This window comes from Achromobacter insolitus (assembly GCF_002209555.1).
In the GTDB taxonomy this organism is placed as follows: Bacteria; Pseudomonadota; Gammaproteobacteria; order Burkholderiales; family Burkholderiaceae_B; genus Achromobacter; species Achromobacter insolitus.
In genome coordinates this window covers 539231-562712 of record NZ_NJIF01000002.1, presented here as the reverse complement: position 1 = coordinate 562712, position 23482 = coordinate 539231, and the positions used below count along the sequence as shown (strand labels likewise).

The following is a 23482-nucleotide window of genomic DNA, read 5'->3' as shown; positions in this document are numbered from 1 at the left end:
CATCTGTTTCCCCGACCTGCGGCAGCCTACATTGGCAGCATCCGCCACCACCCCGGGAGAAACAACATGCTCAGTTTCTTGCGCACGGCCAAATCCGTGCTGTGGGGATTCTTCGGCGTGCGCCGCGGCCGCGGCTACGATGCCGACATTGCCAACAACAAGCCGGCCCCATTGATATTGACGGGGCTGCTGATGGCGCTTTGCCTGGTAGTCATCCTGGTACTGGTCGCCCGCTGGGCGGTAAACGCCGCGTTGTAAGAACGGAAGGCACCGACCTTCGGAAGAACACCGAAGGCGGGACAGCCCCCTCGGGGGGCAGCAAGCGCGCAAAGCGCGCGCAGCGTGGGGCCCCGTCCCGCCGCCGGGCCGCCCCAAGGCCGGGACAGCCCCCTCGGGGGGCAGCAAGCGCGCAGGGCGCGCGCTGCGTGGGGGCCGTCCCTCCGCCGGGTCGCCCCAAGGCGGGACAGCCCCCTCGGGGGGCAGCAAGCGCGCACGGCGCGCGCAGCGTGGGTCCCCGTCCCGCCGCCGGGCCGCCCCAAGGCGGGACAGCCCCCTCGAGGGGCAGCAAGCGCGCAAGGCGCGCGCAGCGTGGGGGCCCGTCCCGCCGCCGGGCCGCCCCAAGGCCGGGACAGCCCCCTCGGGGGGCAGCAAGCGCGCAAAGCACGCGCAGCGTGGGGGCCCGTCCCGCCGCCGGGCCGCCCCAAGGCGGGACAGCCCCCTCGGGGGGCAGCAAGCGCGCAAAGCACGCGCAGCGTGGGGGCCCGTCCCGCCGCCGGGCCGCCCCAAGGCGGGACAGCCCCCTCGGGGGGCAGCAAGCGCGCAGGGCGCGCGCAGCGTGGGGGCCCGTCCCGCCGCCGGGCCGCCCCAAGGCGGGACAGCCCCCTCGGGGGGCAGCAAGCGCGCAAGGCGCGCGCAGCGTGGGGGCCTAATTACCTTATTACCAGAATGACTTAGACGCTCGCCACAGCTGCCTGTTACGGTTATGAACCCCTTTCCCCTGCCGCATTGCGCCGGGCGACCGCAGGGGCTCAGACCGAGAAGACTTCAAGGGCAGTAGACATGTACGTGTATGACCCCGTCGACCAGCAGCTAGTCGAGCAACGCGTGGCGCAATTCTCCGACCAGACGCGCCGCTTCCTCGATGGCCAACTAACGGAAGATGAATTCCGTGTTTTGCGCTTGCAGAACGGCCTGTACATCCAGCGCCACGCGCCCATGCTGCGCGTCGCCATCCCCTACGGCATGCTGGCGTCGCGCCAGTTGCGCACGCTGGCGCACATCGCCCGTAAATGGGACCGAGGCTACGGCCATTTCAGCACCCGCCAGAACATCCAGTTCAACTGGCCCAAGCTTGAAGATGTGCCCGCCATCCTGGCCGAGCTTGCCACCGTCCAGATGCATGCCATCCAGACCAGCGGCAATTGCATCCGCAACACCACCACCGACCACTTCGCCGGCGTTGCGCCGGACGAGCTGGTGGATCCGCTGGTGTGGTGCGAGATCATCCGCCAATGGTCCACGTTGCATCCCGAATTCGCGTTCCTGCCGCGTAAATTCAAGATCGCCGTCAGCGGCGCGGTGCAGGATCGCGCGGCCGTGGGCGTGCATGACATCGGCCTGCAGGCCGTCGAACGCGACGGCAAGCTGGGCTTTCGCGTCTGGGTGGGCGGCGGCCTGGGCCGCACGCCCATCGTGGGCAAGCTGATCAATCCCTTTGTCGAATGGCAAGACCTGCTGACCTATCTGCAGGCTGCGCTGCGCGTCTACAACCTGCACGGCCGCCGCGACAACAAGTACAAGGCGCGCATCAAGATCCTGGTCAAGGACCTGACGCCGGAAGTCTATGCGCAGCAGGTGGATGAACAGTGGCAGCTCATCAAGGGCGGCCCGGACACCATCACCCAGGAGTTTGTCGACGGCATCCGGGCCCGTTTTGTCTGGCCGCAATACGACGCCGCCGCCGCGCAGGACGTCGACAACACCGCTGCGCTGGCTGCCGCCGATCCGCGCTTTGCGCGCTGGCTGCGCACCAACGTGCATCCGCACAAAGTGGCCGGCTATGCCGCCGTTACCGTGTCGCTCAAGCCCACCGGCGTGCCGCCGGGCGACATTACCGCCGACCAGATGGACGCGGTGGCCGACCTGGCCGATGACTACGGTTTCGGCGAGCTGCGCGTCTCGCACGAGCAGAACCTGATCCTGGCCGACGTGCGCCGCGCCCGCCTGCACGAGCTGTGGCTCGCCCTGCAGGAACTGAACCTGGCCACGCCCAATATCGGCTTGCTGACCAACATCATCGCCTGTCCGGGCGGGGACTTCTGCGCGCTGGCCAATGCCGTCTCCATTCCCGTGGCCGAGGCCATCCAGCGCCAATTCGACAATCTCGACTACCTGTTTGAAATCGGTGAACTGGACCTGAACATCTCGGGCTGCATCAACTCCTGCGGCCACCATCACGTGGGTCATATCGGCATCCTCGGAGTCGATAAGGCCGGCGAAGAGTGGTATCAGGTCACCATCGGCGGACGCCAGAATGGCGCCGCCAAGCCGCTGCCCGATATCGAATCCACACGCGGCGGCGGCGCCGCCATCGGCCGCATCATCGGCCCGTCGTTCGCGCGCGACCAGGTCGCCGGCGTGGTGGACCGCCTGATCCGCACCTATCTGGGCCTGCGCGACAGCGAAGAAGAACGCTTCATCGACGTCGTGGACCGTGTCGGCATCGACCCCTTCAAGCAGGACGTCTACTCCGATCCCGCCTTCGCCAAACCCACGCAACACGCCGAGGCCGCCCATGTCTGAAATCTATCCGCACGACGCCCCCGGCCCGCACCTGATCCGCAACGGCCGCCTGGAAGCCGACACCTCGCGCCTTTTCACGCCGGAACCCGAGGTCCCCGCCGAAGGCCAGGTGCCGAGTGACGCGCCGGGCTGGGTCGTGCCGCTGGCCACCTGGAAGGCCTCGCGCGCCACGCTGCGCCGCCATCGGCATCCTGTGGCCGTCCAGCTGGAATCCGACGCCGACCTGCGCGATCTGGCCGAGGCCGACGGCACGCTGGATCCCGCCGGCATCGCCTTCATCGCCGTGGATTTCCCGGTCTACACGGACGGCCGGGGCTATTCGCTGGCGCAGCTGCTGCGCACGCGCTACCAGTGGCAAGGCGAGCTGCGCGCGGTCGGAGACGTGATGATCGACACCATCCACTACCAGGCGCGCGTGGGCTTCGACAGCTTCCTGGTCAAGCCCGGCCACGATCCTCACAAGGCACTGGAAGCCTTCAAGACCTTCACGGTCCACTACCAGAAGACCTACCGCGTGCCGACCGCGGCAGCCGCCTAGGCGGCGGGAAACCCCGGCAGCGCCCAGCGTTGCGTCCTGATCTCATCCTGGGCCAGCTGGGCTCGGATGAGGTCGGCGATATTATGCTGGCGCGCCGCCTGCATGCGGCTGATCAGGCTGGACACGCTGACGGCCAGACGCGGATACCCGCCCGCGTCGCACAGGGCCACCCCCACGCCCAACACGCCCGGCACGGCCGCGTTGCCCACCACGGACCAGCCGCGGTTGCGCGTGTTCTCCACCAGGCGCCGCATCTGCGCAACCGTCATGCCGCCATAGGCACGCAGCGCTTGTTCATTCTGTGCAATCACCTCGTCCGATTCGCCTGGCGGCAACGCCGCCAATAGCGCCAGCCCGGCTGCGCCAACGCCCAACGGCTGGCGGTGCCCCACCGTGACCGCCAGCACCTGCACGGGGTAATTGCCCACTTCGCGATGCAGGCAGAGCGAATCGTTCCCGGCGCGGCAGATGAGAAATGCGGAATCGCCGCTGATATCGCTGATCTGGCGCAGTACCGGCCGCAGGCCTCGCACCGCCTGCGCATGCGGGTCGCCCGCCATCATTACGCCCAGCTCGGCAACGCGCCAGCGCGGCGCGTCGGACTCGCGCAAGGCGTAACCCTCCTGCACCAGCACATCGAGATAGCGATAGGCGGTGCTGCGCTGCATGCCCGCTGCGCGCGCGATGTCGACGACGTGCATGCCGGCCGCCCCCGCCTGTCGCAGCACGCCCAGCACGCGCAGCCCGCGGCGCAACACGCGCGGCCCCGATTCTTCGGATTCTGGCTTGTTCAATTTTTGGACAGATTGCGTTGATGAGGCCTCTATCAAAGCCCAATATGAAGCCGGGCAGACGCAGAGCTGTCCAAATATTAGACAAACAGGACGGAGACAACAATGAAGAAGCAGAGCAAGCGGTGGGCCTTCGCGGCAGCCGTCATCGGCGCGCTGGTCTCGGCCATGGCCCAGGCGGCCAAGCCCTATCCCGAGCGGCCCGTGACGCTGGTCGTCGGCTATGCGGCGGGCGGCGCCACCGACATCGTGGCGCGCCTGATGGCGAAATCCCTTTCGGAAGAACTGGGGCAGACCATCGTGGTCGAGAACAAGACCGGCGCCAACAGCAACATCGGCGCGGAAATCGTCTCGCGCGCCGCGCCCGACGGCTACACGCTGTACGTGGGTTCCATCGCCAATACCATCAATCGCACGCTGTACAGCCAGCTCAATTACGACTTTGTGCGGGGTTTTGAACCCGTGGGCCTTCTGGCGACCATTCCGAACATTCTGGTCGTCAACCCCAAGCTGCCGGTCAAGACCGTGCAGGAATACGTGGCTTACGCCAAGACGCATCCAGGCAAGCTGACCTGCGCCTCATCCGGCAGCGGCTCTTCCATCCATCTGTCGTGCGAACTGTTCAAGATGCAGACCGGCACCGACATCCTGCACGTCCCATACCGCGGCAGCGGCCCCGCCGTGGCGGACCTGCTGGGCGGCCAGGTGGATTCCATGTTCGACAACCTGCCCTCATCGCTGCCGCACGTACAGGCCGGCAAGCTGCGCGCCATCGGCGTCACCTCGCCGCAACGCCTGCCTTCCGCCCCCGATACGCCCACCTTGGCCGAATCCGGCCTGGCCGGTTTCGACGTGGAATCCTGGTTCGGGCTGATGGCGCCTGCCGGCACGCCCAAGCCTGTCATCGAACGGCTGAACCAGGCCATGAACAAGGCGCTCTCCAGCCCCGCGCTGCAGGCGTCCTACCAGCAGTCCGGCTTCTACGCACCGCCACAGCCGAATACGCCCGAGACCTACGCCAGGAAGATCGCCAGCGAGATCGACAAATGGGGCAAGGTCGTCAAGAGCGCCAACCTCAAAGCCAATTAGGAACACCAGGATGTACCCGATAGATTTCTTCTTCCGCGCCGCCGAGCAGTATCCGGACAGCATTGCGCTGGATGGTCCCGAAGGCCGGATCACGTACGCGCGCCTGGCTGCCGATACGCGGGCGCTGGCCGCGGCCTTGCAAGACCTGGACCCCACGCCGCAGACACGCGTGGCGATCTGCGCGGGCAACTCCGCGCGGCACATCCTGGCGCTGTTGGCCGTGCTGGCCAGCGGCAAAGTGTGGGTCCCCCTCAATTACCGCAGCACCGAGCGCGAAATCGGGCGCATTCTGGACGCCACCGAACCGTCCATCGTGATCGTCGACGGCGTCGGAGCGCCGCTGGTCCCTTCGGCTCACGCGCCGCAACACCGCCGCCATGTCCACCTGGAAGATGCGGCGGCGCCGTTGACGCTGCAGACCCTGCTGACCCGCTACGCCGGACGCGAGCCGCAACGCCACGCCTTGCCGCGCGACGCCACCCAGGCCATCAAGTTCACGGGCGGCACGACCGGGTTGCCCAAGGGCGTCATGCAGCCGTATCACGCGTGGAATGCGGGCATCATCAACCAGATCGCCAGCTGGGGACTTACGCAGGAAGACCGCTACGTCGTCGCGGCGCCCATTACGCACGGCACCGGTACCTACCTGCTGCCGGTGCTGGCGCGCGGCGGCGCCCATCTGTTGCTCGACGGCGTCACGCCGGCCAGCATCACGGCCGCCTTCCGCGAGCGCGGGGGAACGCTGAGCTTCATGCCGCCCACGCTGATCTACATGATCATGGCGCAGCCCGGCGTCTCGCGCGCCGACTTCCCGCGCCTGCGCAACCTGATCTATGGCGGCGCTCCCATGCCCGTGGAAAAGATAGACAAGGCCCGCGCTTTCTTCGGCCCGGTGCTGGGCACCACCTACGGCCAGACCGAAGCTCCGCAGATCGTCACCGTGCTGCGCCCCGCCGACCTCGAAGCGCCGGAGAACCGCGCCTCGGTCGGCCGCGTCACCTGGCTGAGCGACGTCGCCATCATGTCGCCCGAAGGCGCGCTGCTGCCGCGCGGCGAAATCGGCGAGGTCGTCGTGCAGGGCGACCTGGTCATGTCGGGCTACTGGCGCCTGCCCGAGAAAACCGCCGAAACCATCGTCGATGGCTGGCTGCATACCGGCGATACCGGCCTGGTCGATGCGCGCGGCTATCTGTTCCTGAAGGATCGCCTGCGCGACGTGATCATCACGGGCGGCTTCAACATCTACCCCGTGGATGTCGAAAACGCGCTGTCCGCGCACCCCGCCGTGTACGAATGTTCGGTATTCGGCCTGCCCGACGACAAGTGGGGCGAAGCGGTCCACGCCGCCGTGCAATTCCATCCGGGCGCGCATGCCACCGAAGACGAGCTAAAAGCGCACGTGCGCGGCCTGCTCGGCCCCGTGGCGACGCCCAAGAAATTCCACATCCACGACAGCCTGCCACGCTCCAGCGTCGGCAAGGTACTCAAGAACGCCGTGCGCGACGCGGCCCTGAAGGAGACCCCATGAAGACGCCCGAAACCCGCCTGTGCGCGCATCACCTCACCGGCATGTCCTACCGCGACGTAGACCTGGTCGAAGACCTGATCGGCAAGAAGACATTCACGGAAGTCATGATCATGCAGATCCTGGGCCGCGAGGCGCGCCCGGTAGACCTGCGCATCGTCGACGCCGTGCTCGTCACGCTGATGGAACATGGCCTGACGCCCAGCGCCATCGCCACGCGCTTGATCTACATGAGCGCGCCGGAAAACCTGCAAGGGGCGGTAGCGTCCGGCCTGATGGCAGTGGGAAGCCGGTTCGTCGGGACCATGGAAAACTGCTCGCGCCTGCTGGACCGCATCCGCCAGGCCGACGACGGCCGCGCCGAGGCGCTGGCTATCGCCCGCGAGCACCACGCATCCCGCAGCGCCCTGCCCGGCTTCGGCCACCATCTGCACAAGCCCGACGATCCGCGCTCGATCAAGCTGCTGGCGCTGGCCGAGGCCGAACCCGACCTGACAGGCGACTCGCTCAAGGCGCTGCGGCTGCTGGCCGCCGCGATCGACGAGACCTATGGCAAGCACATCACCATCAACGCCACCGGCGCGGTCGCCGCACTGCTCAGCGAAATCGGCGTACCCACGGAACTGATGCGCGGCTTCGCCGTCATCTCGCGTGCCGCCGGCCTGGTGTCTCACGTAGCCGAGGAACAGCAGAGCCCGTCGGGACGCTACATCTGGGAAACCATCGACCACGCCATTCCGTATGTCGGCCGCGGCAAGACCCACCAAGGCGGAGAACAGCCATGACGGCCCAGGCGCCGGACGGCCGCCTGTCGGGCAAGATCGCGCTGGTAGCCGGGGCTGGCTCGTCCGCCGCCGGCTGGAGCATAGGCAAGGCCAGCTGCGTGACGCTGGCGCGCCAGGGCGCCTCGGTCGTCACGCTGGACGCCGACCTGGCAGCCGCCGAAGATGCGGCCCATGAAGTCGAACTGGCCGGTGGCAGCGCGCTGCCGGTGCGCGCCGACGTGGCCGATGCCCACGCCATGCAAGCGGCCGTGGATGCCGCGCGGCGCCGCTACGGGCGCATCGACATCCTGCAGGCCAACGCGGGCATCGGCAAAGTGGGAGGACCGGAAGACATCTCGCTGGAAGACTGGAATCGCATCCAGCAGGTCAACGTGACCAGCCTGCTCATCGCCACGCGCTTGCTGGCGCCCATGATGCGCGAGCAAGGCGGCGGCGCCATCGTCACGGTGTCGTCGGTGGCAGGCATACGCTATACGGGGTACCCGCATCTGGCCTACAGCGTCAGCAAGGCCGCCGTGATCCACTTCGCGCGGATGGCCGCGCAGCAATATGCTCCGGACCGCATCCGCGTGAACACGGTGATCCCCGGCTTGATCGACACCCCACGCGTGGCCAGGAATGTCGCCCGCATGTTCGACGAAGACGCGCGCGCCGCCAGTGCCGCGCGCGACCGGCAGGTGCCGATGGGCCGCATGGGTACGCCTTGGGAAGTGGCGAACGCGGTGGCGTTCCTGGCCTCGGACGAGGCCTCCTACATCACGGGGACCGAACTGGTCGTGGACGGGGGACTGACAGGCAAGTACGCCTGAACGTCCCCCGCAAGTCCTCAGCCCAGGTTCGGGGCCAGGGTGCGCTTCAGATCCTCGATGCTGCGGCCGCTGCGGGCGGCGTAGTCCTGCAGCTGGTCTTCGCCGATCACGCCCACGTTGAAATACTGCGACTGCGGATGGCTGAAGTAGAAGCCGGACACGCTGGAAGCCGGATACATGGCATAGCTGTCGGTCAGCATCATGCCGATGTCGGCGCCGTCCAGCACGCGGAACATATCGGTCTTGATGACGTGTTCCGGGCAGGCCGGGTAGCCAGGAGCGGGACGGATGCCCACGTATTTCTCGGCGATCATGTCGTCATTGGACAGCGCCTCGTCGGGCGCATAGCCCCACAGGTCCTGGCGCACGCGGGCATGCAGGCATTCGGCGAAGCCTTCGGCCAGCCGGTCGGCCAGGGACTTCAGCATGATGCTGGAATAGTCGTCCAGCGCCTTCTCGAATTCCGCTTCCTTCTTTTCGATGCCCAGGCCCGCGGTGACGGCGAACATGCCTATGTAGTCCAGCTTGCCGCTGGACTTGGGCGCGATGAAATCGGACAGCGACTTGTTGCTGACTCCTTCGCGCTTGGCGCCCTGCTGGCGCAGGTTGCGGTAGGTGAACAGCACTTCGCTGCGGGTCTCGTCCTTATAGACCTCGATGTCCTCGTCATTGACGCTATTGGCCGGGTAAAAGCCCACCACGCCATTGGCGGTAAGCCAGCGGCCTTCGATGATGCGCTTCATCATGGCCTGGCCGTCGGCGTAGACCTTGCGGGCCTGCTCGCCCACGACCTTGTCGTCCAGGATGGCCGGGAACGGGCCGAACAGGCTCCAGGTCTGGAAGAACGGCCCCCAGTCCACGTACTTGGCGATCTCGGCCAGGTCATAGCTCTTGAACGTGCGGCGGCCGATGAACTTGGGACGCGGCGGCGTGTAGTTGTCCCAATCGATCACGGGACGCGACGCGCGCGCCTCGGCCAGCGGCAGGATGGGCGTGGCCTTGCGGTTGGCATGGCGGCGGCGCACCTCTGCGTACTCCTCGGCCAATTCAGCCAGGTAGGCTTCCGATTGGTCCGACATCAGGCTGGTGGCCACACCCACCGAACGGCTGGCATCCGGCACATAGATGACCGGGCCTTCGTAGTTGGGCGCGATCTTCACGGCGGTGTGCACGCGGCTGGTCGTGGCGCCGCCGATCATGAGCGGCAGCTTGCGGCCGCGGAAGTACTCGTCGCGCTGCATTTCACTGGCCACGTAGGCCATTTCTTCCAGGCTCGGCGTAATCAGGCCGGACAGGCCGACGATGTCGGCGTTTTCTTCCTTGGCCTTCTCCAGGATCTGGGCGCAGGGCACCATCACGCCCATGTTCACGACTTCGAAGTTATTGCACTGCAGGACCACCGACACGATGTTCTTGCCGATGTCGTGCACGTCGCCCTTGACCGTGGCGATGACGATCTTGCCCTTGGCCCGCACGTCGCCGCCCGCCGCCGCGATCTGGCGCTTTTCTTCTTCGATGAAGGGCACCAGGTGGGCCACGGCCTGCTTCATGACGCGGGCGGACTTCACCACCTGCGGCAGGAACATCTTGCCCTCGCCGAACAGGTCGCCCACCACATTCATGCCGTCCATCAGCGGGCCTTCGATGACCTCGATCGGGCGCCCGCCGCGCGCGGCGATCTTCTGGCGCACTTCCTCGGTGTCTTCGACGATGTAGGTCGTGATGCCGTGCACCAGCGCGTGCGACAGCCGCGCCTCGACGGATGCAGCGCGCCAGGTCAGGTCTTCTTCTTTCTTGGCTCCCGAACCCTTCACGCTGTCGGCAAACTGCACCAGGCGTTCCGTGGGCGTGCGCTCGTCATCGGCGTCCGTCTTGCCCACGGGGTCGGCGCGGTCCAGCACCACGTCCTCGACCAGATCGCGCAACTTGGGGTCCAGGTCGGCGTACACGCCCAACTGTCCGGCGTTGACGATGCCCATCGTCATGCCTTCCTTGACGGCGTAATACAGGAATACCGTGTGAATGGCCTCGCGCATCGGCTCGTTGCCGCGGAACGAGAAACTGACGTTGGACACACCGCCCGAAATGCGGGCGTAGGGCAGATTCTGGCGGATCCAGCGCGTGCCTTCGATGAAGTCCACGGCGTAATGGTTGTGCTCGTCTATGCCGGTGGCGACCGCGAAGACGTTCGGATCGAAGATGATGTCCTCGGGCGGGAAACCTTCTTCGTCGACCAGGATCTTGTAGGCGCGGCCGCAAATTTCCTTGCGGCGCTCCAGCGTGTCGGCCTGGCCCTGTTCATCGAACGCCATCACCACCACCGCCGCGCCGTACCGGCGGCACAGGCGCGCATGGTGGCGGAAGGGTTCCAGCCCTTCCTTCATGGAGATCGAGTTCACCACGGGCTTGCCCTGCACGCATTTCAAGCCCTCTTCGATGACCTCCCACTTGGAGCTGTCGATCATGATCGGCACGCGCGCGATGTCGGGCTCGGAGGCGATCAGGTTGAGGAAGCGGCGCATGCACGCGACCGAATCCAGCATCGCCTCGTCCATGTTGATGTCGATGATCTGCGCGCCGTTCTCGACCTGTTGGCGGGCCACGGCCAGCGCTTCGTCGTATTTTTCTTCGCGGATCAGGCGGGCGAACATCTTGCTGCCCGTCACGTTGGTGCGTTCGCCCACGTTGACGTAGAGCGTGTCTTCGTCGATGTTCAGGGGCTCCAGGCCCGACAAACGGGTCTTGACCGGCACCTCCGGCACCACGCGCGGCGTCAGCGCCAGAACCTTGGCGGCAATCTCGCGGATGTGATCCGGCGTCGTGCCGCAACAGCCGCCCGACATGTTCACCAGTCCGGAACGGGCGAACTCCTCAAGCAGCGCGGAAGTGTCGGCCGGCGTTTCGTCGAAACCGGTTTCCGCCATGGGGTTGGGCAGGCCGGCGTTCGGATACACGCAGACGTAGGTGTCGCAGATGCGGGCCAGCTCGGCCACGTAGGGGCGCATCAGCGCCGCGCCCAGCGCGCAGTTCAGGCCGACCGTGATGGGACGCGCATGGCGCACCGAATTCCAGAAGGCCTCCACGGTCTGGCCGGACAGGATGCGGCCGGACGCGTCCGTCACCGTGCCCGAAATCATGACGGGCAGGCGCACGCCCCGCGCCTCGAACACTTCCTCGGTGGCGAAAATGGCGGCCTTGGCGTTCAGGGTGTCGAAAATGGTTTCGATCAGGACAATGTCGATGCCGCCGTCCAGCAAACCGTTGAGCTGCTCCACATAGGCAACGCGCAGTTCCTCGAAGGTGACGTTGCGCGCGCCCGGATCGTTCACGTCCGGCGAGATCGATGCCGTCTTGGGCTGCGGACCCAGCGCGCCTGCCACGAAACGCGGCCGCTCGGGCGTGCTGTAGGCGTCACAGGCCTCGCGCGCCAGGCGGGCCGACACCAGGTTCAGCTCGTAGGCCAGTTCCGGCAGGTCGTAGTCGCCCTGCGCGATCGTGGTGGCGCCGAAGGTGTTGGTCTCGATGACGTCGGCGCCGGCCTCGAGGTACTGGCGGTGGATCTCGGAGATCACGTCCGGCCGCACCAGCGACAGCAGTTCGTTGTTGCCCTTCACGTCCTTGCCGTGGGCGGCGAAGCGCTCGCCGCGGAAGTCCGCCTCGCCCAGCTTGTAGCGCTGGATCATGGTGCCCATGGCGCCATCCAGGATCAGGATGCGCTTGCCCAGCAGGCGGGCAAAGTCGCCGCCACGGGTATAGGCTTCGGGAGGGTATGGCAGGCGGGGATACGACACGGGCAGGTCCGGAGGGAGTTGGCAACGACGGCGCAATGTGGCGAAAAAGCGAAAAACGCCGCAAAAACAAGCCCTGATCGTAACAAAACGGGCCTATTTCCGCCTCCCGGTGATACAGTTTCGGCCCCGAACCGGTGCTTTCGGCGCAAAGGGCAGGCAAGAACGCAACACTTGCCGGCCGCGTGCGAAAGGTAAACGGGAAACAGGAAGACCTCCCAGGACTGCGGCCCCACAAGGCGCCGGCAACCCTGGCTCCAGCCTGTGCTGCCCCCGCAACGGTCCCCATGCGCGCAATGCGCCCATGGCAGCCCGATACCGGCCTGTTCGATCGCCAGGATGCCCATGCATTGCCGCCAGGCCCTCACCGGCCCGCCGCGGCTTGGACCTCCTCCCCATCGTGAATGGCCTGCGGGGTCGCGGGTCGCATCGAGGTTACGTAGATGAAAACCCGCTCCATCCGGCGCTACGCCGGCGCCCTGCTCTGCTCCGCTCCGGCCGTCGCCGCCGCCCAGCAAGCCGCCTCCACCCCTCCCCAGCTCGACGCCATCACGGTCACCGCCCAGCGCGTGCCGACCGACGGCCGCACACTGCCGGTGTCCATTTCGGTCATCACCGCCGAGGACATCGCCGCGGCTAGCGCCCGCACCATGCAGGACCTGCTGTCGACCCAGGCCGGCATCCACCTGATCAACACCAGCAGCTCCAGCGACAATTCCATCGTCGACCTGCGCGGTTTCGGCATCACCGGCGCGAGCAATACGCTGATCTTGATCGACGGCGTGAAGCAGAACACCAACGACCTGTCGGCTCCCAGCCTGGGCGTGGTGCCGCTGGATCAGGTCGAGCGCATAGAGATCGTGCGCGGCAGCGGCTCAGTGCAGTATGGCGGCGGCACCACCGGCGGGGTGATCAACATCATCACCCGTTCGGATTTCGCCAAGGAGCCGGTCAGCGCCCGCGCCACCGCCACCTTCGGCAGCTACGGCCTGCGCCAGTACGACGCCGCCGTGGCCATGAACAATGAAAAAGTCGGCGTAGACGCCTATATGCAATCGCTGCACAGCGATGGCTACCGCGATCACAGCGGCGAGCGCCGCGAAGGTGGCGGCGGCGGCATCACGTTCCGCCATGACGACGGCTCGATCCGCCTGTACGGCCGCACCACCACGCAGAAGCTGGAGTTGCCCGGCCCGCGCACGATCAACCCGACGACGGGGCTGAACGAGTACCAGGACGATCCGCGCGGCTCGAAGAACGACATCGATTACGTCAAGACCACCACGACCACCTTCGGCCTGCAACTGGAGCAGGCGATCGGCGCCGGCACGCTGTACGCCGACCTGTCGACCCGCGAAAAGAAGCTGGACGGCCTGACGTACGACGGCTTCGGCGACATCCTGCGTGACCAGAAGCTGGAAGAGAACATCGCCAGCCTGCGCTACCGCCTGCCGATCACCGGCGGCCACAGCATCGTCTTCGGTGCCGATGGCCAGGAAGCCAAGACCACCGCCAACCAGAATGCCTATTACGACTTCCAGCCGTCGAAGTGGCAGTCTCGCCAGCATCAATATGGCCTGTTCGCCGAAGGCCAGGTCCGCGCCACCGACACTACCTACGTGACGGCCGGCGTGCGCCGCCAGTACGCGTCCGACGACCTGGACGTGATTTCCGGTTCGGGCACGGCGTCGGACCGCAGTAATCACCTGACCGCCTGGCAGCTGGGCGTGCGCCAGGACCTGCCCGCCGGCTTCGGCGTGTACGGCAAGGTCGGCCGCAGCTTCCGCCTGCCCAACGCCGACGAACTGCTGTCGGTGCAGACCCCGCTGGCCCCGCAAACGTCCACCGACAAGGAAATCGGCGTGACCTGGCAATCGGCCAGCAGCAGCGCGCGCCTGTCGTACTTCCGCTATGACCTGACCAATGAGATCCAGTACAACCCGCTGGCCGACGGCATCTGGGGCCCGGGCACCGGCGCCAATACCAACCTGGACCCGACCCGCCGCCAAGGCATCGAATTGGAAGGCCACACCGCGATTTCCAGCAGCCTCACGCTGGATGCGAACCTGACCTGGATGGAAGCGCAGTTCCGCTCCGGGACCTATGCCGGCGTGGACCTGTCGGGCAAGACCGTGCCGCTGGCGCCCAAGTGGCTGGCGAATGCCGGCGTGACCTGGCGCCCCACCGATGCGTTCCTGTGGAACGTCACGGCGCAGTATGTCGGCAAGTCGCGCATGGACAACGACCAGGCCAACCAGTTCGCCAAGGAGCTGGATGCCTACGTACTGTTCAACACCAAAGTGGCCTACAAGTTCACGCGCAATATCGAAGGCGCCATCGGCGTGAACAACATCTTCGACCGCCAGTACGCCACCTACGGCATCCGCGGCGGCAACGCGTCGTTCGAAATGCTGGGCCCGGTCGCCAACTACAGCCTGTACCCCGCTCCTGGCCGCAATTTCTACGCGTCGCTCACGCTGCGCTACTGATCGCGGCATTCCGATATAGTCGGCGTTCCCCGCTGGCTATATCGGCTTCCGGCATGATCCACGCAGACGCCTACCCATACGTTGAACCGGGGCTGTTCCAGGCCCTGGGCTCGCGGCTGGCCGCGGGCCTAGCCGTGGGGCTTGTGGCAGGCCTTGCAGCTAACCCTGCCGTGGCTGGCCCGGCCGCAGGCACCGCCGTACAGGTCCGCGACGACCAGGGCCGCACGGTCTCGCTGGCCGCGCCCGCGCGCCGCGCCGTCACCCTGGCCCCGCATGCAACCGAACTCGTCTATGCGGCAGGCGCCGGCGACCACGTCATTGCCACCATCCGCGGCAGTGACTATCCGCCCGCCGCCCGCCAACTGCCCGTCATCGGGGACGGCACCCAACCGGATCCCGAGCGCGTGGCGGCGGTCCGCCCCGACCTGCTGATCGCCTGGCAGCCCGGCGCTGCCGCGCCCCTGGCCCGGGTGATGGACAAGCTGGGCGTACCGGTGTTCTATAGCGACCCGCTGACCCTGGCCGCCATCCCCGACGCGGTCGAACGCATGGGCGCGCTGTTCGGCACCGAAGCGCAGGCGCGGCCCGCCGCGCAGGCCCTGCGCGCTCGCCTGGAGGCCCTGGCCGAGCGCTATGCGGACCGCCGCCCCGTGCGCGTCTTCGTGCAGGCGGGGCTGGATCCCATCTACACCCTGAACGACAGCAGCATCGTCAGCGACGCCCTGCGCGTCTGCGGCGGCGTCAATGTCTTCGGCCAGGCGCCTGTGGTGGCGCCCCAGGTCTCGCTGGAAAGCGTGCTGGCGGCCCGGCCCGAGGCGGTGCTGGCGGGGATATCCCGCCCGGAGGACGCCGCCCGCAACCTGGCCGCCTGGCAGGCGCTTGGGCTGCCCGCTGCCCGGTTGGGCCACGTGTACGGTGTGGATGCCGATGCCCTGTACCGACCGGGCCCGCGCCTGATCGACGCCGCCGAAGCGATCTGCGCCGATCTGGACCGGTTGCGCTGACCGTCCGGTGCGCATGCCGTGATCTTCAAATAGTGGAACGCCACATTTCACCGGCCGCATCTGCCGCGCTGCCGCGTGCTTTATCATTCGAGCAACGAATCGCCAGTCCCCGCGGGCCTCGCATCGTGCGCACCCGCCCTTTGAACCTCCGCCATGACCACTCAAGACACTCTCACCATCGCCGGCCGCGCCTACTCGTCGCGCCTGCTCGTCGGCACCGGCAAGTACAAGGACTTTGAACAGACCCGCGCTGCGCTGGACGCCAGCGGCACCGAGATCGTCACCGTCGCGATCCGCCGCACCAATATCGGCCAGAACGCGGGCGAACCGAACCTGCTGGACTACGTCCCGCCGTCGAAATTCACGCTGCTGCCCAATACCGCCGGCTGCTATAGCGCCGACGACGCCGTGCGCACGCTGCGCCTGGCGCGCGAGCTGCTGGACGGCCACGACCTGGTGAAGCTGGAAGTGCTGGGCGACCCGCACACCCTGTTCCCCAACATGCCCGAAACCCTCAAGGCCACCAAGACGCTCGTGGACGACGGCTTCAAGGTCATGGTGTATTGCACCGACGACCCCATCCAGTGCCGCATGCTGGAAGACCTGGGCGCTGTCGCCGTGATGCCGCTGGCCTCGCTGATCGGCTCGGGCATGGGCATCCTGAACCCCTGGAACCTGCGCCTGATCATCGAGCAGGCCCGCGTGCCCATCGTGGTGGACGCCGGCGTGGGCACCGCCTCGGACGCGGCCATCGCCATGGAGCTGGGCTGCGACGCCGTCCTGATGAACACCGCCATCGCCGGCGCGCGCGATCCCATCCTCATGGCCAGCGCCATGAAGAAGGGCGTGGAAGCCGGCCGCGAGGCCTTCCTGGCCGGCCGGATGCCCAAGAAGCTGTACAGCGGCGCCCCCAGTTCCCCCACCGAAGGCCTGATCACGGCCGGCGCCCCCAAATGAGCAGCCGCCAACAGGCCGCCAGCGGCCGCCCCATTCCCAACGCACTGACGATCGCCGGCGTCGACCCGTCCGGCGGTGCCGGCATACTGGCCGACGTCAAGGCGATGAGCGCGCTGGGCGCCTACGGCTGCGCGGTGATCGCCGCGTTGACGGCGCAGAACACCCAGGGCGTCACCGGCATCTCGGCGGTCCAGCCGGCCTTTGTCGGCCAGCAGATCGACACGCTGTTCGCGGACGTACGCATCGACGCAGTCAAGATCGGCATGCTGGGCCAGCAGCCGGTCATCCAGGTGGTGGCCGAGAAGCTCGCCAAATGGGCCCCCGCCCACGTGGTGCTGGATCCGGTCATGGTGGCCAAGAGCGGCGACCTGCTGCTGGAACGCGACGCCGTGGGCGCCATGCGCGAAGCCCTGCTGCCCCAGGCCACCCTGCTGACACCCAACCTGCCCGAGGCCGGCGTGCTGCTGGAAGAACGCCCGGTCGAAACCGTCAAGGAAATGCGGCGGGTGGCCGAACGCCTGCGCAACAAGCTGGCGCATTCGGGCGAACGCTGGGTGCTGGTCAAGGGCGGCCACTTGCCCGGCAACGACACCATCGACCTCCTGCACGATGGCGACCGCATGATCGAGCTGCCTGGCCACCGCATCGAAACCGTCAATACGCACGGCACTGGCTGCACCCTGTCGGCGGCGCTGGCCGCCCTGCTGCCGCAAACCGGGGACGTACCCGAGGCAGCGCGCCGCGCCAAAGCCTATCTGACCGAGGCCATCCGCCACGCGGAGCGCCTGTCGGTGGGTTCCGGCCACGGCCCTGTGCACCACTTCCACGCCTGGTGGTAGTCCCGGGCGGCGCCTGAAACATCTGTCGGCGGGGCCGCGCGTCACAGTACGCTACGAATCGGTACAATGGTCTGTTGATTCCTCTGTTTTTTCTGACCGTCATGAACGCTTCGACCCTGCCCGACGTAGAACAAGCCCGCTTCAACATGGTGGAACAGCAGATCCGCCCGTGGGACGTTCTGGACGCCAACGTGCTGCAAGCGCTGTTCGACGTGCGCCGCGAACAATTCGTTCCGCCGGCCCTGCGCGCGCTGGCGTTTTCCGACCTGGAACTGCCGCTTGAGATCAATGCGGTCAACACCCGCCAAAACATGCTGGCACCCAAGGTGGAAGCCCGCCTGGCGCAAGAATTGCTGCTGACCAAGTCCGACTGTGTCCTGGAAATCGGCACCGGCTCCGGCTACCAGGCCGCGCTGCTGGGCTATCTGGCGCAGCAAGTCACGTCGGTCGAGATCGACAGCCGCCTGGTGACGTTCGCCCAGCAGAACCTGCAGATGAACAACGTCACCAACGTCAAGGTCGAAACCGGCGATGCCCGCAACGGCTGGGGCTCCACCGAGTACGACGCCATTCTGGTCACCGGCTCCGTGCCGACCGTTCCCGATGCGCTGAAGTACCAGCTGCGCGTGGGCGGCCGCCTTGTCGTGGTCGTGGGCCAGGCCCCCATCATGACCGCCTGCCGCATCACCCGCACTACCGCGGCCAGCTTCGAAACCGTGAACCTGTTCGAAACCGTCATCAAGCCGCTGCGCGGCGTCGCGGTCTCCCAGTTCAAGTTCTGACCCCCAACCCTGCCGCCGGGCGCCCGCCCCGCCATCACGGCGGCAGCGGCCCGGGCGGCCCGGCGTATCGTTGACCATCATGCGTGTCCGATTGCTAACGGCTTTACTGGTTTTTACCTGCGCCGCAATCGTCGGCTCGTCGCCCGTCCGCGCGCAGAACCTGATCCAGATCTGGCAGTCCGCGCTGGTCCATGATCCGATCTACGCCGCCGCCCGCGCCAACTACCGCGCCGGCCTGGAAAAAGAACCCCAGGCCCGCTCCCTGCTCCTGCCCCTGATCTCCGCCGAAGCAGGCGGTGCCTACCAGGAAACCCGCAGCACCCGCGGCCTGGGCGTCGCCTACAGCGGCGGACGCGCCGTTTGGGACCTGTCCCTGACCCAACCCCTGTTCGACTGGGGCCGCTGGCAGAATTTCGAGCAATCCAAGCTGATCGTCGCCGACGTCGAGGTGCAGCTGCAGCAGGCCTTCCAGGACCTTTTGCTGCGCGTGGCGGATGCCTACTTCAACGTGCTCTACGCGCAGGACACGCTGACCGCCACCGAGGCCGAAAAGGCCGCCGTGGCCGGGCAGCTCGAATCCGCCAAGCGCAATTTCGAGCTGGGTAACGCGACGATCACCGACACCTACGAGGCCCAGGCGCGCTACGACCTGGTGGTAGCGCAGGAATTGCGCCTGCAGAACGATCTGGACGTCCGCCGCGACGAGCTGGCCAAGATCATCGGCACGGCCCCGGGCGCGCTGGCCGAACTGCCCTACGGCGTGCAACTGCCCGCGCCGCAACCCGCGCGCGTGGCCGACTGGAGCAATCAGGCCGAGGCATCCAGCCTGGATGTGCTGCGGGCCCAATTGTCCACCCGCATCGCCGGGCGCGAGATCCAGATCGCCAAGAGCGGCCACTATCCCACGCTGAACCTGCGGGCCACCAGCGGCAGCGCCAGCGACGCCATCATGGGCAACGCCGCGCCGGGCAAACCGATCGACAACACGATCGGCGTCGTGCTGTCGATTCCACTGTATGCAGGCGGCGGCGTCTCTTCGCAAGTGACGGAAAAGGTTCAGCTGGAACAGAAAGCACGCCATGACTACGAGGCCGCGCGCCGCCAGGCTGTCCAGGCCGCGCGCCAGTACTACACCGGCGTTACCAGCGGCCTGGCCCGCATCCAGGCGCTTGAGGCCGGTGAAAAATCCAGCCGCGCCGCGGTCGAGGCCAACCGCACCGGCTACGAGGTCGGCGTGCGCATCAACCTGGATGTGCTCAATGCGCAGCAACAGCTCTACGCCACGCAGCGCGACCTGGCCCTGGCGCGTTACAGCACCGTCCTCGCCAGCCTGCGCCTGAAGGCCACCAGCGGCATCCTGGCAGAAACGGACCTGGAAGCGATCAACCGCTTGCTGCGGGAACCGCGCTGACCCGCCGGCTGGGGCCCAGCCTTACTGGTTCTGGATTTTCTTCACGAGCGCGGTAGTGGAGCGCTCGAACTCGAACGGAATTGCCACCGCGCGGCCGCCCCAGGTCTTGACCAGGGCGGTCTCGGGCAGCTTTTCCATGTCGTAGTCGCCGCCCTTGACGATCAGGTCGGGCCTGAGCTGGCCGATCAAGGCCTCGGGCGTGTCTTCATGAAAGGACGTGACCACGGTCACGAAACCCAGCGCGGCCAGCAAGGCGGCGCGGTCGTCCATGCGGTTGAGCGGGCGCTCGGCGCCCTTGCCCAGGCGGCGCACCGACTCGTCGGTGTTCACCGCCACGATCAGGGTCGCGCCCAGCTGGGCGGCCTGATCGAGGTAGGTTGCATGGCCCCGGTGCAGGATGTCGAAGACGCCGTTGGTAAACACCAGCGGCCGCGGAAAACGGCCGGCGGCGACAGCGGCGACGCATTCGTCGCGGGACAGGACCTTGGATTCGAAACGGGCGGCAGGCATGCGGCGATTGTATCGCCCCGGCTCAGGCGCCGCCCAGGATGATCTGCTTTTCCTTCGGCACGATCAGGGCCGTCATTTCCTTGCGGTAACGGTTCAGGTCCTTCACGGTTTCGAAGCTGCGGTCCATCAGCTTGGACAGGATATGCAGGATGCGGGTCGCGACCTTCTGCTCCCACACGCCGTCAAAACGGATCTGCGTGTCCAGCCAGTGCTCCAGCCAGCCCGGTTCCGGCAGGCGCGACTGCACCGTATCGTTGGGGAACAGTTCCTTGTTCACGTGCAGGTTGGTCGGGTGCAGGGCCTGCTGCGTACGGCCGGCTGAGGCCATCAGCACGCCGATCTTGGAGAAAGCCAGGCGGGCCTGCTCGCTCGTGTCCTGGCCGCGGTCATGCAGCGCGCGGCGCATGTACTGCAGATAAGCGCCCGCATGGCGGGCCTCGTCCTGGGCCACCGTCTTGTAAATGGCCTTGATGACGGGTTCCGTGTGCCATTCGGCGGCGCGGCGATACCAGTGGTTCAGGCGGACCTCGCCGCAGAAATGCAGCATCAGGGTTTCCAGTTCGGGCGCGGCATCGAACTCGAAGCGCACGTTGTGCAGTTCCTCCTCGGTGGGCACCAGGTCCGGACGGAAGCGGCGCAGGTACTCGATCAGCACCAGCGAATGCTTCTGCTCTTCAAAGAACCAAACCGACATGAACGCGCAGAAATCGCTGTCGCCGCGATTGTCGCGCAGGAACATTTCGGTAGCCGGCAAGGCTGCCCATTCCGTGATGGCGTTCATCTTGATCGTGTGGGCCTGCTCGTCCGAGAGCTTGCTGCGATCGAAATCCCCCCAGGGAATGTCATGCGCCATGTTCCAGCGCACGGCTTCCATGGTCTTGAAGAGTTCAGGATAAAGCATGGTCTGCCCTTGTATTTGTCCCGCTAGTGGGGCTATTGATATAGAAATTAATGAATGGCGCGCGCGTTGCCGGCAGGAGCGCTGCATTCATCCACCGCAGCGCTATTTTTCGCCGTGTACCGCGAAGCTATGATGACCGTTTCATGAATGAAACATGACAGATACCGTCTAGATCATCGCGCCGCCTATCGGGTCAAGGCCCATATCGCGACCCCGATGGCGACGGCCGCCACCCCAACCAGCGCTGCAACCAGCCGGTTGTTCTGTTCCTGCGCCCTCCGCAACTGGATCATCTCGGCCAACAGGGCGGGCGAGACGTTGGGACGGCTCAGGTGGTCATGGACCAGCCTGGGCAAAGCGGGCAGCATCTGCGACCACTGCGCCGCCTCTTTTTCCAGGCTTTGCCGCAAACCCTTGAATCCGACGCGCTGGCGCATCCAGCGTTCCAGGTAGGGCTTGGCGGTCTTCCAGAGATCCAGGTTGGGATCGAGCTGGCGGCCCAATCCCTCGACGTTCAGCAAGGTCTTCTGCAACAGGACCAGCTGCGGCTGGATCTCCACGTTGAACCGGCGCGAGGTCTGGAACAGGCGCAAGAGCACCTGTCCCAGCGAGATTTCGGACAACGGCCGGTCAAAGTACGGTTCGCAGACTGCGCGCACGGCGCCTTCCAGTTCTTCTTCGCGCGTATCGGGAGGCACCCAGCCCGACTCGATGTGCAATTGCGCCACGCGGCGATAGTCCCGGTGGAAAAAGGCCAGGAAGTTCTGCGCCAGGTAATTCTTGTCGAACTCGGACAACGAACCCACGATGCCGAAGTCCAGGGCGATGTAGCTGCCCAGCGTTTCCGGGCGGTCGGATACGTAGATGTTGCCCGGGTGCATGTCGGCGTGGAAAAAGCCGTCGGTAAAGACCTGCGTGAAAAAGATCTCCACGCCGGTGCGCGCCAGGGTGGGGATGTCTATGCCGGCCTCGCGCATCCGGTCCACCTGGCCCACCGGCATGCCGTACATGCGTTGCATGGTGAACACCGTCGAGGCCGTGTATTCCCAGATCACCTCGGGCACGATCAGCATGTCGCCGCGGCCGGACTCGGGGCCAAAGTTGCGGCGCAACTGGCTGCAGTTGGACGCTTCGCGCACCAGGTCCAGCTCGTCGTGCAGGTACTTGTCGAACTCGGCCACCACTTCACGGGGCTTGAGTCGGCGGCCGTCGGCGCCCAGGCGCTCGATGATGCGCGCCACCACCTTCAAGAGCGACAGGTCCTTCTCGATGATGCTGAGCATGCCCGGGCGCAGCACCTTCACCGCGACTTCGCGGCCATCGTGCAGCACGGCGAAGTGCACCTGGGCGATCGAGGCCGAAGCCACCGGGTCCACTTCGAATTGCGCGAACAGCTTTTCGGGCGGCGCGCCAAGCGCCGCTTCGATGCAGGCCGCCGCCTGTGCCGAGGGGAACGGCGGCACGCGATCCTGCAAAAGGGCCAATTCGTCGGCGATGTCAGCCGGGATCAGGTCGCGGCGGGTGGACAGCACCTGCCCGAACTTCACGAAAATCGGGCCCAGCGATTCCAGCGCCAGGCGCAGACGCAAGCCACGCGGCTTGCGCGGGCGCGTGCCAAGCCGGATGACGCGCAGCAGGCAGGTCGCCAGCGGATGGTTCAAGCTGGAGAGCACCAGTTCGTCCAGGCCGTAGCGCAGCGAAACCAGAATGATGCGAAAGAGGCGCAGCAAGGGGAACATGAATCAGGCGCCCCGCTTTGCGCTGGCCGATGCCAGACGGGTTTGCAAGGCCGCCGCCGAACGGGCCAGCGCATCGGCGCGGGCGTTCAGTTCGGCCAGGTCCAGGCGCCATTGTTCCAGCGCCGGACGGCTCGCCAGCATGCCGCTTTCTTCGGACAGATATTCCGACACGTTCTCGGCCAGGCGCAGCCCTGCCGTGCGCGCGCCGCCAGCGGCCGCGCGCGCGCCCCCCACCAGGCGCAGCGCCGCGATGTCGCCGACCACCCGGGCCAGCGCGTCTTCAGGATCCCAGCGCAGCTGCTTGGACAGGTCGGCCACCACTTGCGCCAATGCCGCGTCGCCCGAAATATGGGTCGCTTCGGCGAAATCGGGTTGCTCGCGGTCCGCCCCCAGGCGCGGCAGCGGCAGCTTTTCAGGGGCGACCGTCAAAGTCACGTCCGGTACCACGGCCGCATCGGCCTGGGTCGCCAGGCCTTCGCTATCTATGGTCAGGCCCAGGCTGAACCCGCCGAGCGCGAAGCGCACGGTTTTGCCGGCATGCCGGGCCAGCCGGTCGCGCGCCCAATCCTCACGCCGCAACAGGGCGTTGAGCGCGCTTACAGCCAGTCGCGAGGGGGTGGGCAGGAACGGAAAAGGCAGCATGGCGGTCCGCAACAGCCCCGGTTTCCGGGGTTGCCGAAGTTAATGGGTAAATCGGGAGTGTAACGGGTTGGATGGATGGGT

Annotated in this window: 19 protein-coding genes; 13 read left to right on the top strand and 6 right to left on the bottom strand. The window is 66.6% G+C overall.

Annotated elements, in window-relative coordinates:
* Positions 1-66 precede the first annotated feature (66 nt).
* The 3 genes from CEY08_RS08155 to CEY08_RS08145 all read left to right on the top strand — a co-directional run bounded on the left by CEY08_RS08155 (position 67) and on the right by CEY08_RS08145 (position 3340).
* A complete protein-coding gene (locus CEY08_RS08155; protein WP_076817225.1) occupies positions 67-258 on the top strand; it encodes a DUF2970 domain-containing protein in 192 nt (63 codons plus the stop codon).
* 801 nt (positions 259-1059) lie between these two features.
* Positions 1060-2802, top strand: coding sequence for a nitrite/sulfite reductase (locus CEY08_RS08150; RefSeq protein WP_076817223.1), 1743 nt, complete (start codon positions 1060-1062; stop codon positions 2800-2802).
* Positions 2795-3340, top strand: coding sequence for a DUF934 domain-containing protein (locus CEY08_RS08145; RefSeq protein ID WP_063639359.1), 546 nt, complete (start codon positions 2795-2797; stop codon positions 3338-3340). Before CEY08_RS08150 ends, CEY08_RS08145 begins: the two co-directional genes overlap by 8 nt.
* On the opposite strand, the gene CEY08_RS08140 is transcribed toward CEY08_RS08145, so the two are convergent.
* On the bottom strand, positions 3337-4134 hold the full coding sequence (locus tag CEY08_RS08140; protein WP_063639358.1) for an IclR family transcriptional regulator: 798 nt from the start codon (positions 4132-4134) through the stop codon (positions 3337-3339). The genes CEY08_RS08145 and CEY08_RS08140 overlap by 4 nt on opposite strands.
* 102 nt (positions 4135-4236) lie before the next feature.
* Between CEY08_RS08140 and CEY08_RS08135 the strand changes: the two genes are divergently transcribed.
* Genes CEY08_RS08135 through CEY08_RS08120 form a run of 4 tightly spaced genes read left to right on the top strand, consistent with a single transcriptional unit; the run spans position 4237 to position 8339 of the window.
* Entirely contained in the window at positions 4237-5220 is a 984-nt protein-coding gene (locus tag CEY08_RS08135; protein WP_076817221.1) for a Bug family tripartite tricarboxylate transporter substrate binding protein, read from the top strand.
* 10 nt (positions 5221-5230) lie between these two features.
* Positions 5231-6748: a class I adenylate-forming enzyme family protein gene (locus CEY08_RS08130; RefSeq protein WP_076817219.1), complete on the top strand. Its 1518-nt coding sequence runs from the start codon at positions 5231-5233 to the stop codon at positions 6746-6748.
* Positions 6745-7530: a citryl-CoA lyase gene (locus CEY08_RS08125; RefSeq protein ID WP_042795483.1), complete on the top strand. Its 786-nt coding sequence runs from the start codon at positions 6745-6747 to the stop codon at positions 7528-7530. Before CEY08_RS08130 ends, CEY08_RS08125 begins: the two co-directional genes overlap by 4 nt.
* Entirely contained in the window at positions 7527-8339 is an 813-nt protein-coding gene (locus tag CEY08_RS08120; RefSeq protein ID WP_076817217.1) for an SDR family NAD(P)-dependent oxidoreductase, read from the top strand. The genes CEY08_RS08125 and CEY08_RS08120 overlap by 4 nt, the downstream gene beginning before the upstream one ends.
* A gap of 17 nt (positions 8340-8356) precedes the next feature.
* On the opposite strand, the gene metH is transcribed toward CEY08_RS08120, so the two are convergent.
* The gene (gene metH, locus CEY08_RS08115; protein WP_076817215.1) at positions 8357-12130 is read right to left on the bottom strand and encodes a methionine synthase; all 3774 of its coding nucleotides are present in this window, start codon (positions 12128-12130) and stop codon (positions 8357-8359) included.
* A 440-nt stretch (positions 12131-12570) separates the two neighbouring features.
* Here metH and CEY08_RS08110 point away from each other — a divergent pair, with 440 nt between their 5' ends.
* The 6 genes from CEY08_RS08110 to CEY08_RS08085 all read left to right on the top strand — a co-directional run bounded on the left by CEY08_RS08110 (position 12571) and on the right by CEY08_RS08085 (position 19609).
* A complete protein-coding gene (locus tag CEY08_RS08110; protein ID WP_042795486.1) occupies positions 12571-14616 on the top strand; it encodes a TonB-dependent receptor in 2046 nt (681 codons plus the stop codon).
* Between the two features lie 53 nt (positions 14617-14669).
* Entirely contained in the window at positions 14670-15620 is a 951-nt protein-coding gene (locus CEY08_RS08105) for a cobalamin-binding protein (RefSeq protein WP_084738647.1), read from the top strand.
* Positions 15621-15773: 153 nt separating this feature from the next.
* Positions 15774-16577: a thiazole synthase gene (locus CEY08_RS08100; RefSeq protein WP_063639353.1), complete on the top strand. Its 804-nt coding sequence runs from the start codon at positions 15774-15776 to the stop codon at positions 16575-16577.
* Positions 16574-17416: a bifunctional hydroxymethylpyrimidine kinase/phosphomethylpyrimidine kinase gene (thiD, locus tag CEY08_RS08095; RefSeq protein WP_063639352.1), complete on the top strand. Its 843-nt coding sequence runs from the start codon at positions 16574-16576 to the stop codon at positions 17414-17416. The genes CEY08_RS08100 and thiD overlap by 4 nt, the downstream gene beginning before the upstream one ends.
* Before the next feature lie 101 nt (positions 17417-17517).
* Positions 17518-18198 (top strand): protein-L-isoaspartate O-methyltransferase family protein, encoded by a 681-nt coding sequence (locus CEY08_RS08090; RefSeq protein ID WP_042795490.1) that lies wholly within the window; start codon positions 17518-17520, stop codon positions 18196-18198.
* A gap of 79 nt (positions 18199-18277) precedes the next feature.
* On the top strand, positions 18278-19609 hold the full coding sequence (locus CEY08_RS08085; protein WP_076818101.1) for a TolC family outer membrane protein: 1332 nt from the start codon (positions 18278-18280) through the stop codon (positions 19607-19609).
* 21 nt (positions 19610-19630) lie between these two features.
* Here CEY08_RS08085 and CEY08_RS08080 read toward each other — a convergent pair whose 3' ends face one another.
* The 4 genes from CEY08_RS08080 to CEY08_RS08065 all read right to left on the bottom strand — a co-directional run bounded on the left by CEY08_RS08080 (position 19631) and on the right by CEY08_RS08065 (position 23401).
* Positions 19631-20119 (bottom strand): adenylyltransferase/cytidyltransferase family protein, encoded by a 489-nt coding sequence (locus tag CEY08_RS08080; RefSeq protein WP_076817212.1) that lies wholly within the window; start codon positions 20117-20119, stop codon positions 19631-19633.
* Between the two features lie 22 nt (positions 20120-20141).
* Positions 20142-21020, bottom strand: a complete 879-nt coding sequence (locus tag CEY08_RS08075; RefSeq protein ID WP_042795491.1) for a ferritin family protein — start codon at positions 21018-21020, stop codon at positions 20142-20144.
* A 185-nt stretch (positions 21021-21205) separates the two neighbouring features.
* Entirely contained in the window at positions 21206-22759 is a 1554-nt protein-coding gene (ubiB, locus tag CEY08_RS08070) for a ubiquinone biosynthesis regulatory protein kinase UbiB (RefSeq protein ID WP_042795492.1), read from the bottom strand.
* A gap of 3 nt (positions 22760-22762) precedes the next feature.
* Complete coding sequence (locus CEY08_RS08065) at positions 22763-23401, bottom strand: ubiquinone biosynthesis accessory factor UbiJ (protein ID WP_076817210.1); 639 nt, start codon at positions 23399-23401, stop codon at positions 22763-22765.
* Between the last annotated feature and the right edge of the window lie 81 nt (positions 23402-23482).

Bases quoted from the DNA above. Each gene is read 5' to 3' on its own strand.
- thiD (WP_063639352.1), top strand. From the start codon at position 16,574: ATGAGCAGCCGCCAACAGGCCGCCAGCGGCCGCCCCATTCCCAACGCA.
- CEY08_RS08145 (WP_063639359.1), top strand. From the start codon at position 2,795: ATGTCTGAAATCTATCCGCACGACGCCCCCGGCCCGCACCTGATCCGC.
- CEY08_RS08100 (WP_063639353.1), top strand. From the start codon at position 15,774: ATGACCACTCAAGACACTCTCACCATCGCCGGCCGCGCCTACTCGTCG.
- CEY08_RS08085 (WP_076818101.1), top strand. From the start codon at position 18,278: ATGCGTGTCCGATTGCTAACGGCTTTACTGGTTTTTACCTGCGCCGCA.
- CEY08_RS08155 (WP_076817225.1), top strand. From the start codon at position 67: ATGCTCAGTTTCTTGCGCACGGCCAAATCCGTGCTGTGGGGATTCTTC.
- CEY08_RS08135 (WP_076817221.1), top strand. From the start codon at position 4,237: ATGAAGAAGCAGAGCAAGCGGTGGGCCTTCGCGGCAGCCGTCATCGGC.
- CEY08_RS08120 (WP_076817217.1), top strand. From the start codon at position 7,527: ATGACGGCCCAGGCGCCGGACGGCCGCCTGTCGGGCAAGATCGCGCTG.
- CEY08_RS08065 (WP_076817210.1), bottom strand. From the start codon at position 23,401: ATGCTGCCTTTTCCGTTCCTGCCCACCCCCTCGCGACTGGCTGTAAGC.
- CEY08_RS08090 (WP_042795490.1), top strand. From the start codon at position 17,518: ATGAACGCTTCGACCCTGCCCGACGTAGAACAAGCCCGCTTCAACATG.
- CEY08_RS08105 (WP_084738647.1), top strand. From the start codon at position 14,670: ATGATCCACGCAGACGCCTACCCATACGTTGAACCGGGGCTGTTCCAG.
- CEY08_RS08075 (WP_042795491.1), bottom strand. From the start codon at position 21,020: ATGCTTTATCCTGAACTCTTCAAGACCATGGAAGCCGTGCGCTGGAAC.
- CEY08_RS08110 (WP_042795486.1), top strand. From the start codon at position 12,571: ATGAAAACCCGCTCCATCCGGCGCTACGCCGGCGCCCTGCTCTGCTCC.
- CEY08_RS08080 (WP_076817212.1), bottom strand. From the start codon at position 20,119: ATGCCTGCCGCCCGTTTCGAATCCAAGGTCCTGTCCCGCGACGAATGC.
- CEY08_RS08125 (WP_042795483.1), top strand. From the start codon at position 6,745: ATGAAGACGCCCGAAACCCGCCTGTGCGCGCATCACCTCACCGGCATG.
- CEY08_RS08130 (WP_076817219.1), top strand. From the start codon at position 5,231: ATGTACCCGATAGATTTCTTCTTCCGCGCCGCCGAGCAGTATCCGGAC.
- ubiB (WP_042795492.1), bottom strand. From the start codon at position 22,759: ATGTTCCCCTTGCTGCGCCTCTTTCGCATCATTCTGGTTTCGCTGCGC.
- CEY08_RS08150 (WP_076817223.1), top strand. From the start codon at position 1,060: ATGTACGTGTATGACCCCGTCGACCAGCAGCTAGTCGAGCAACGCGTG.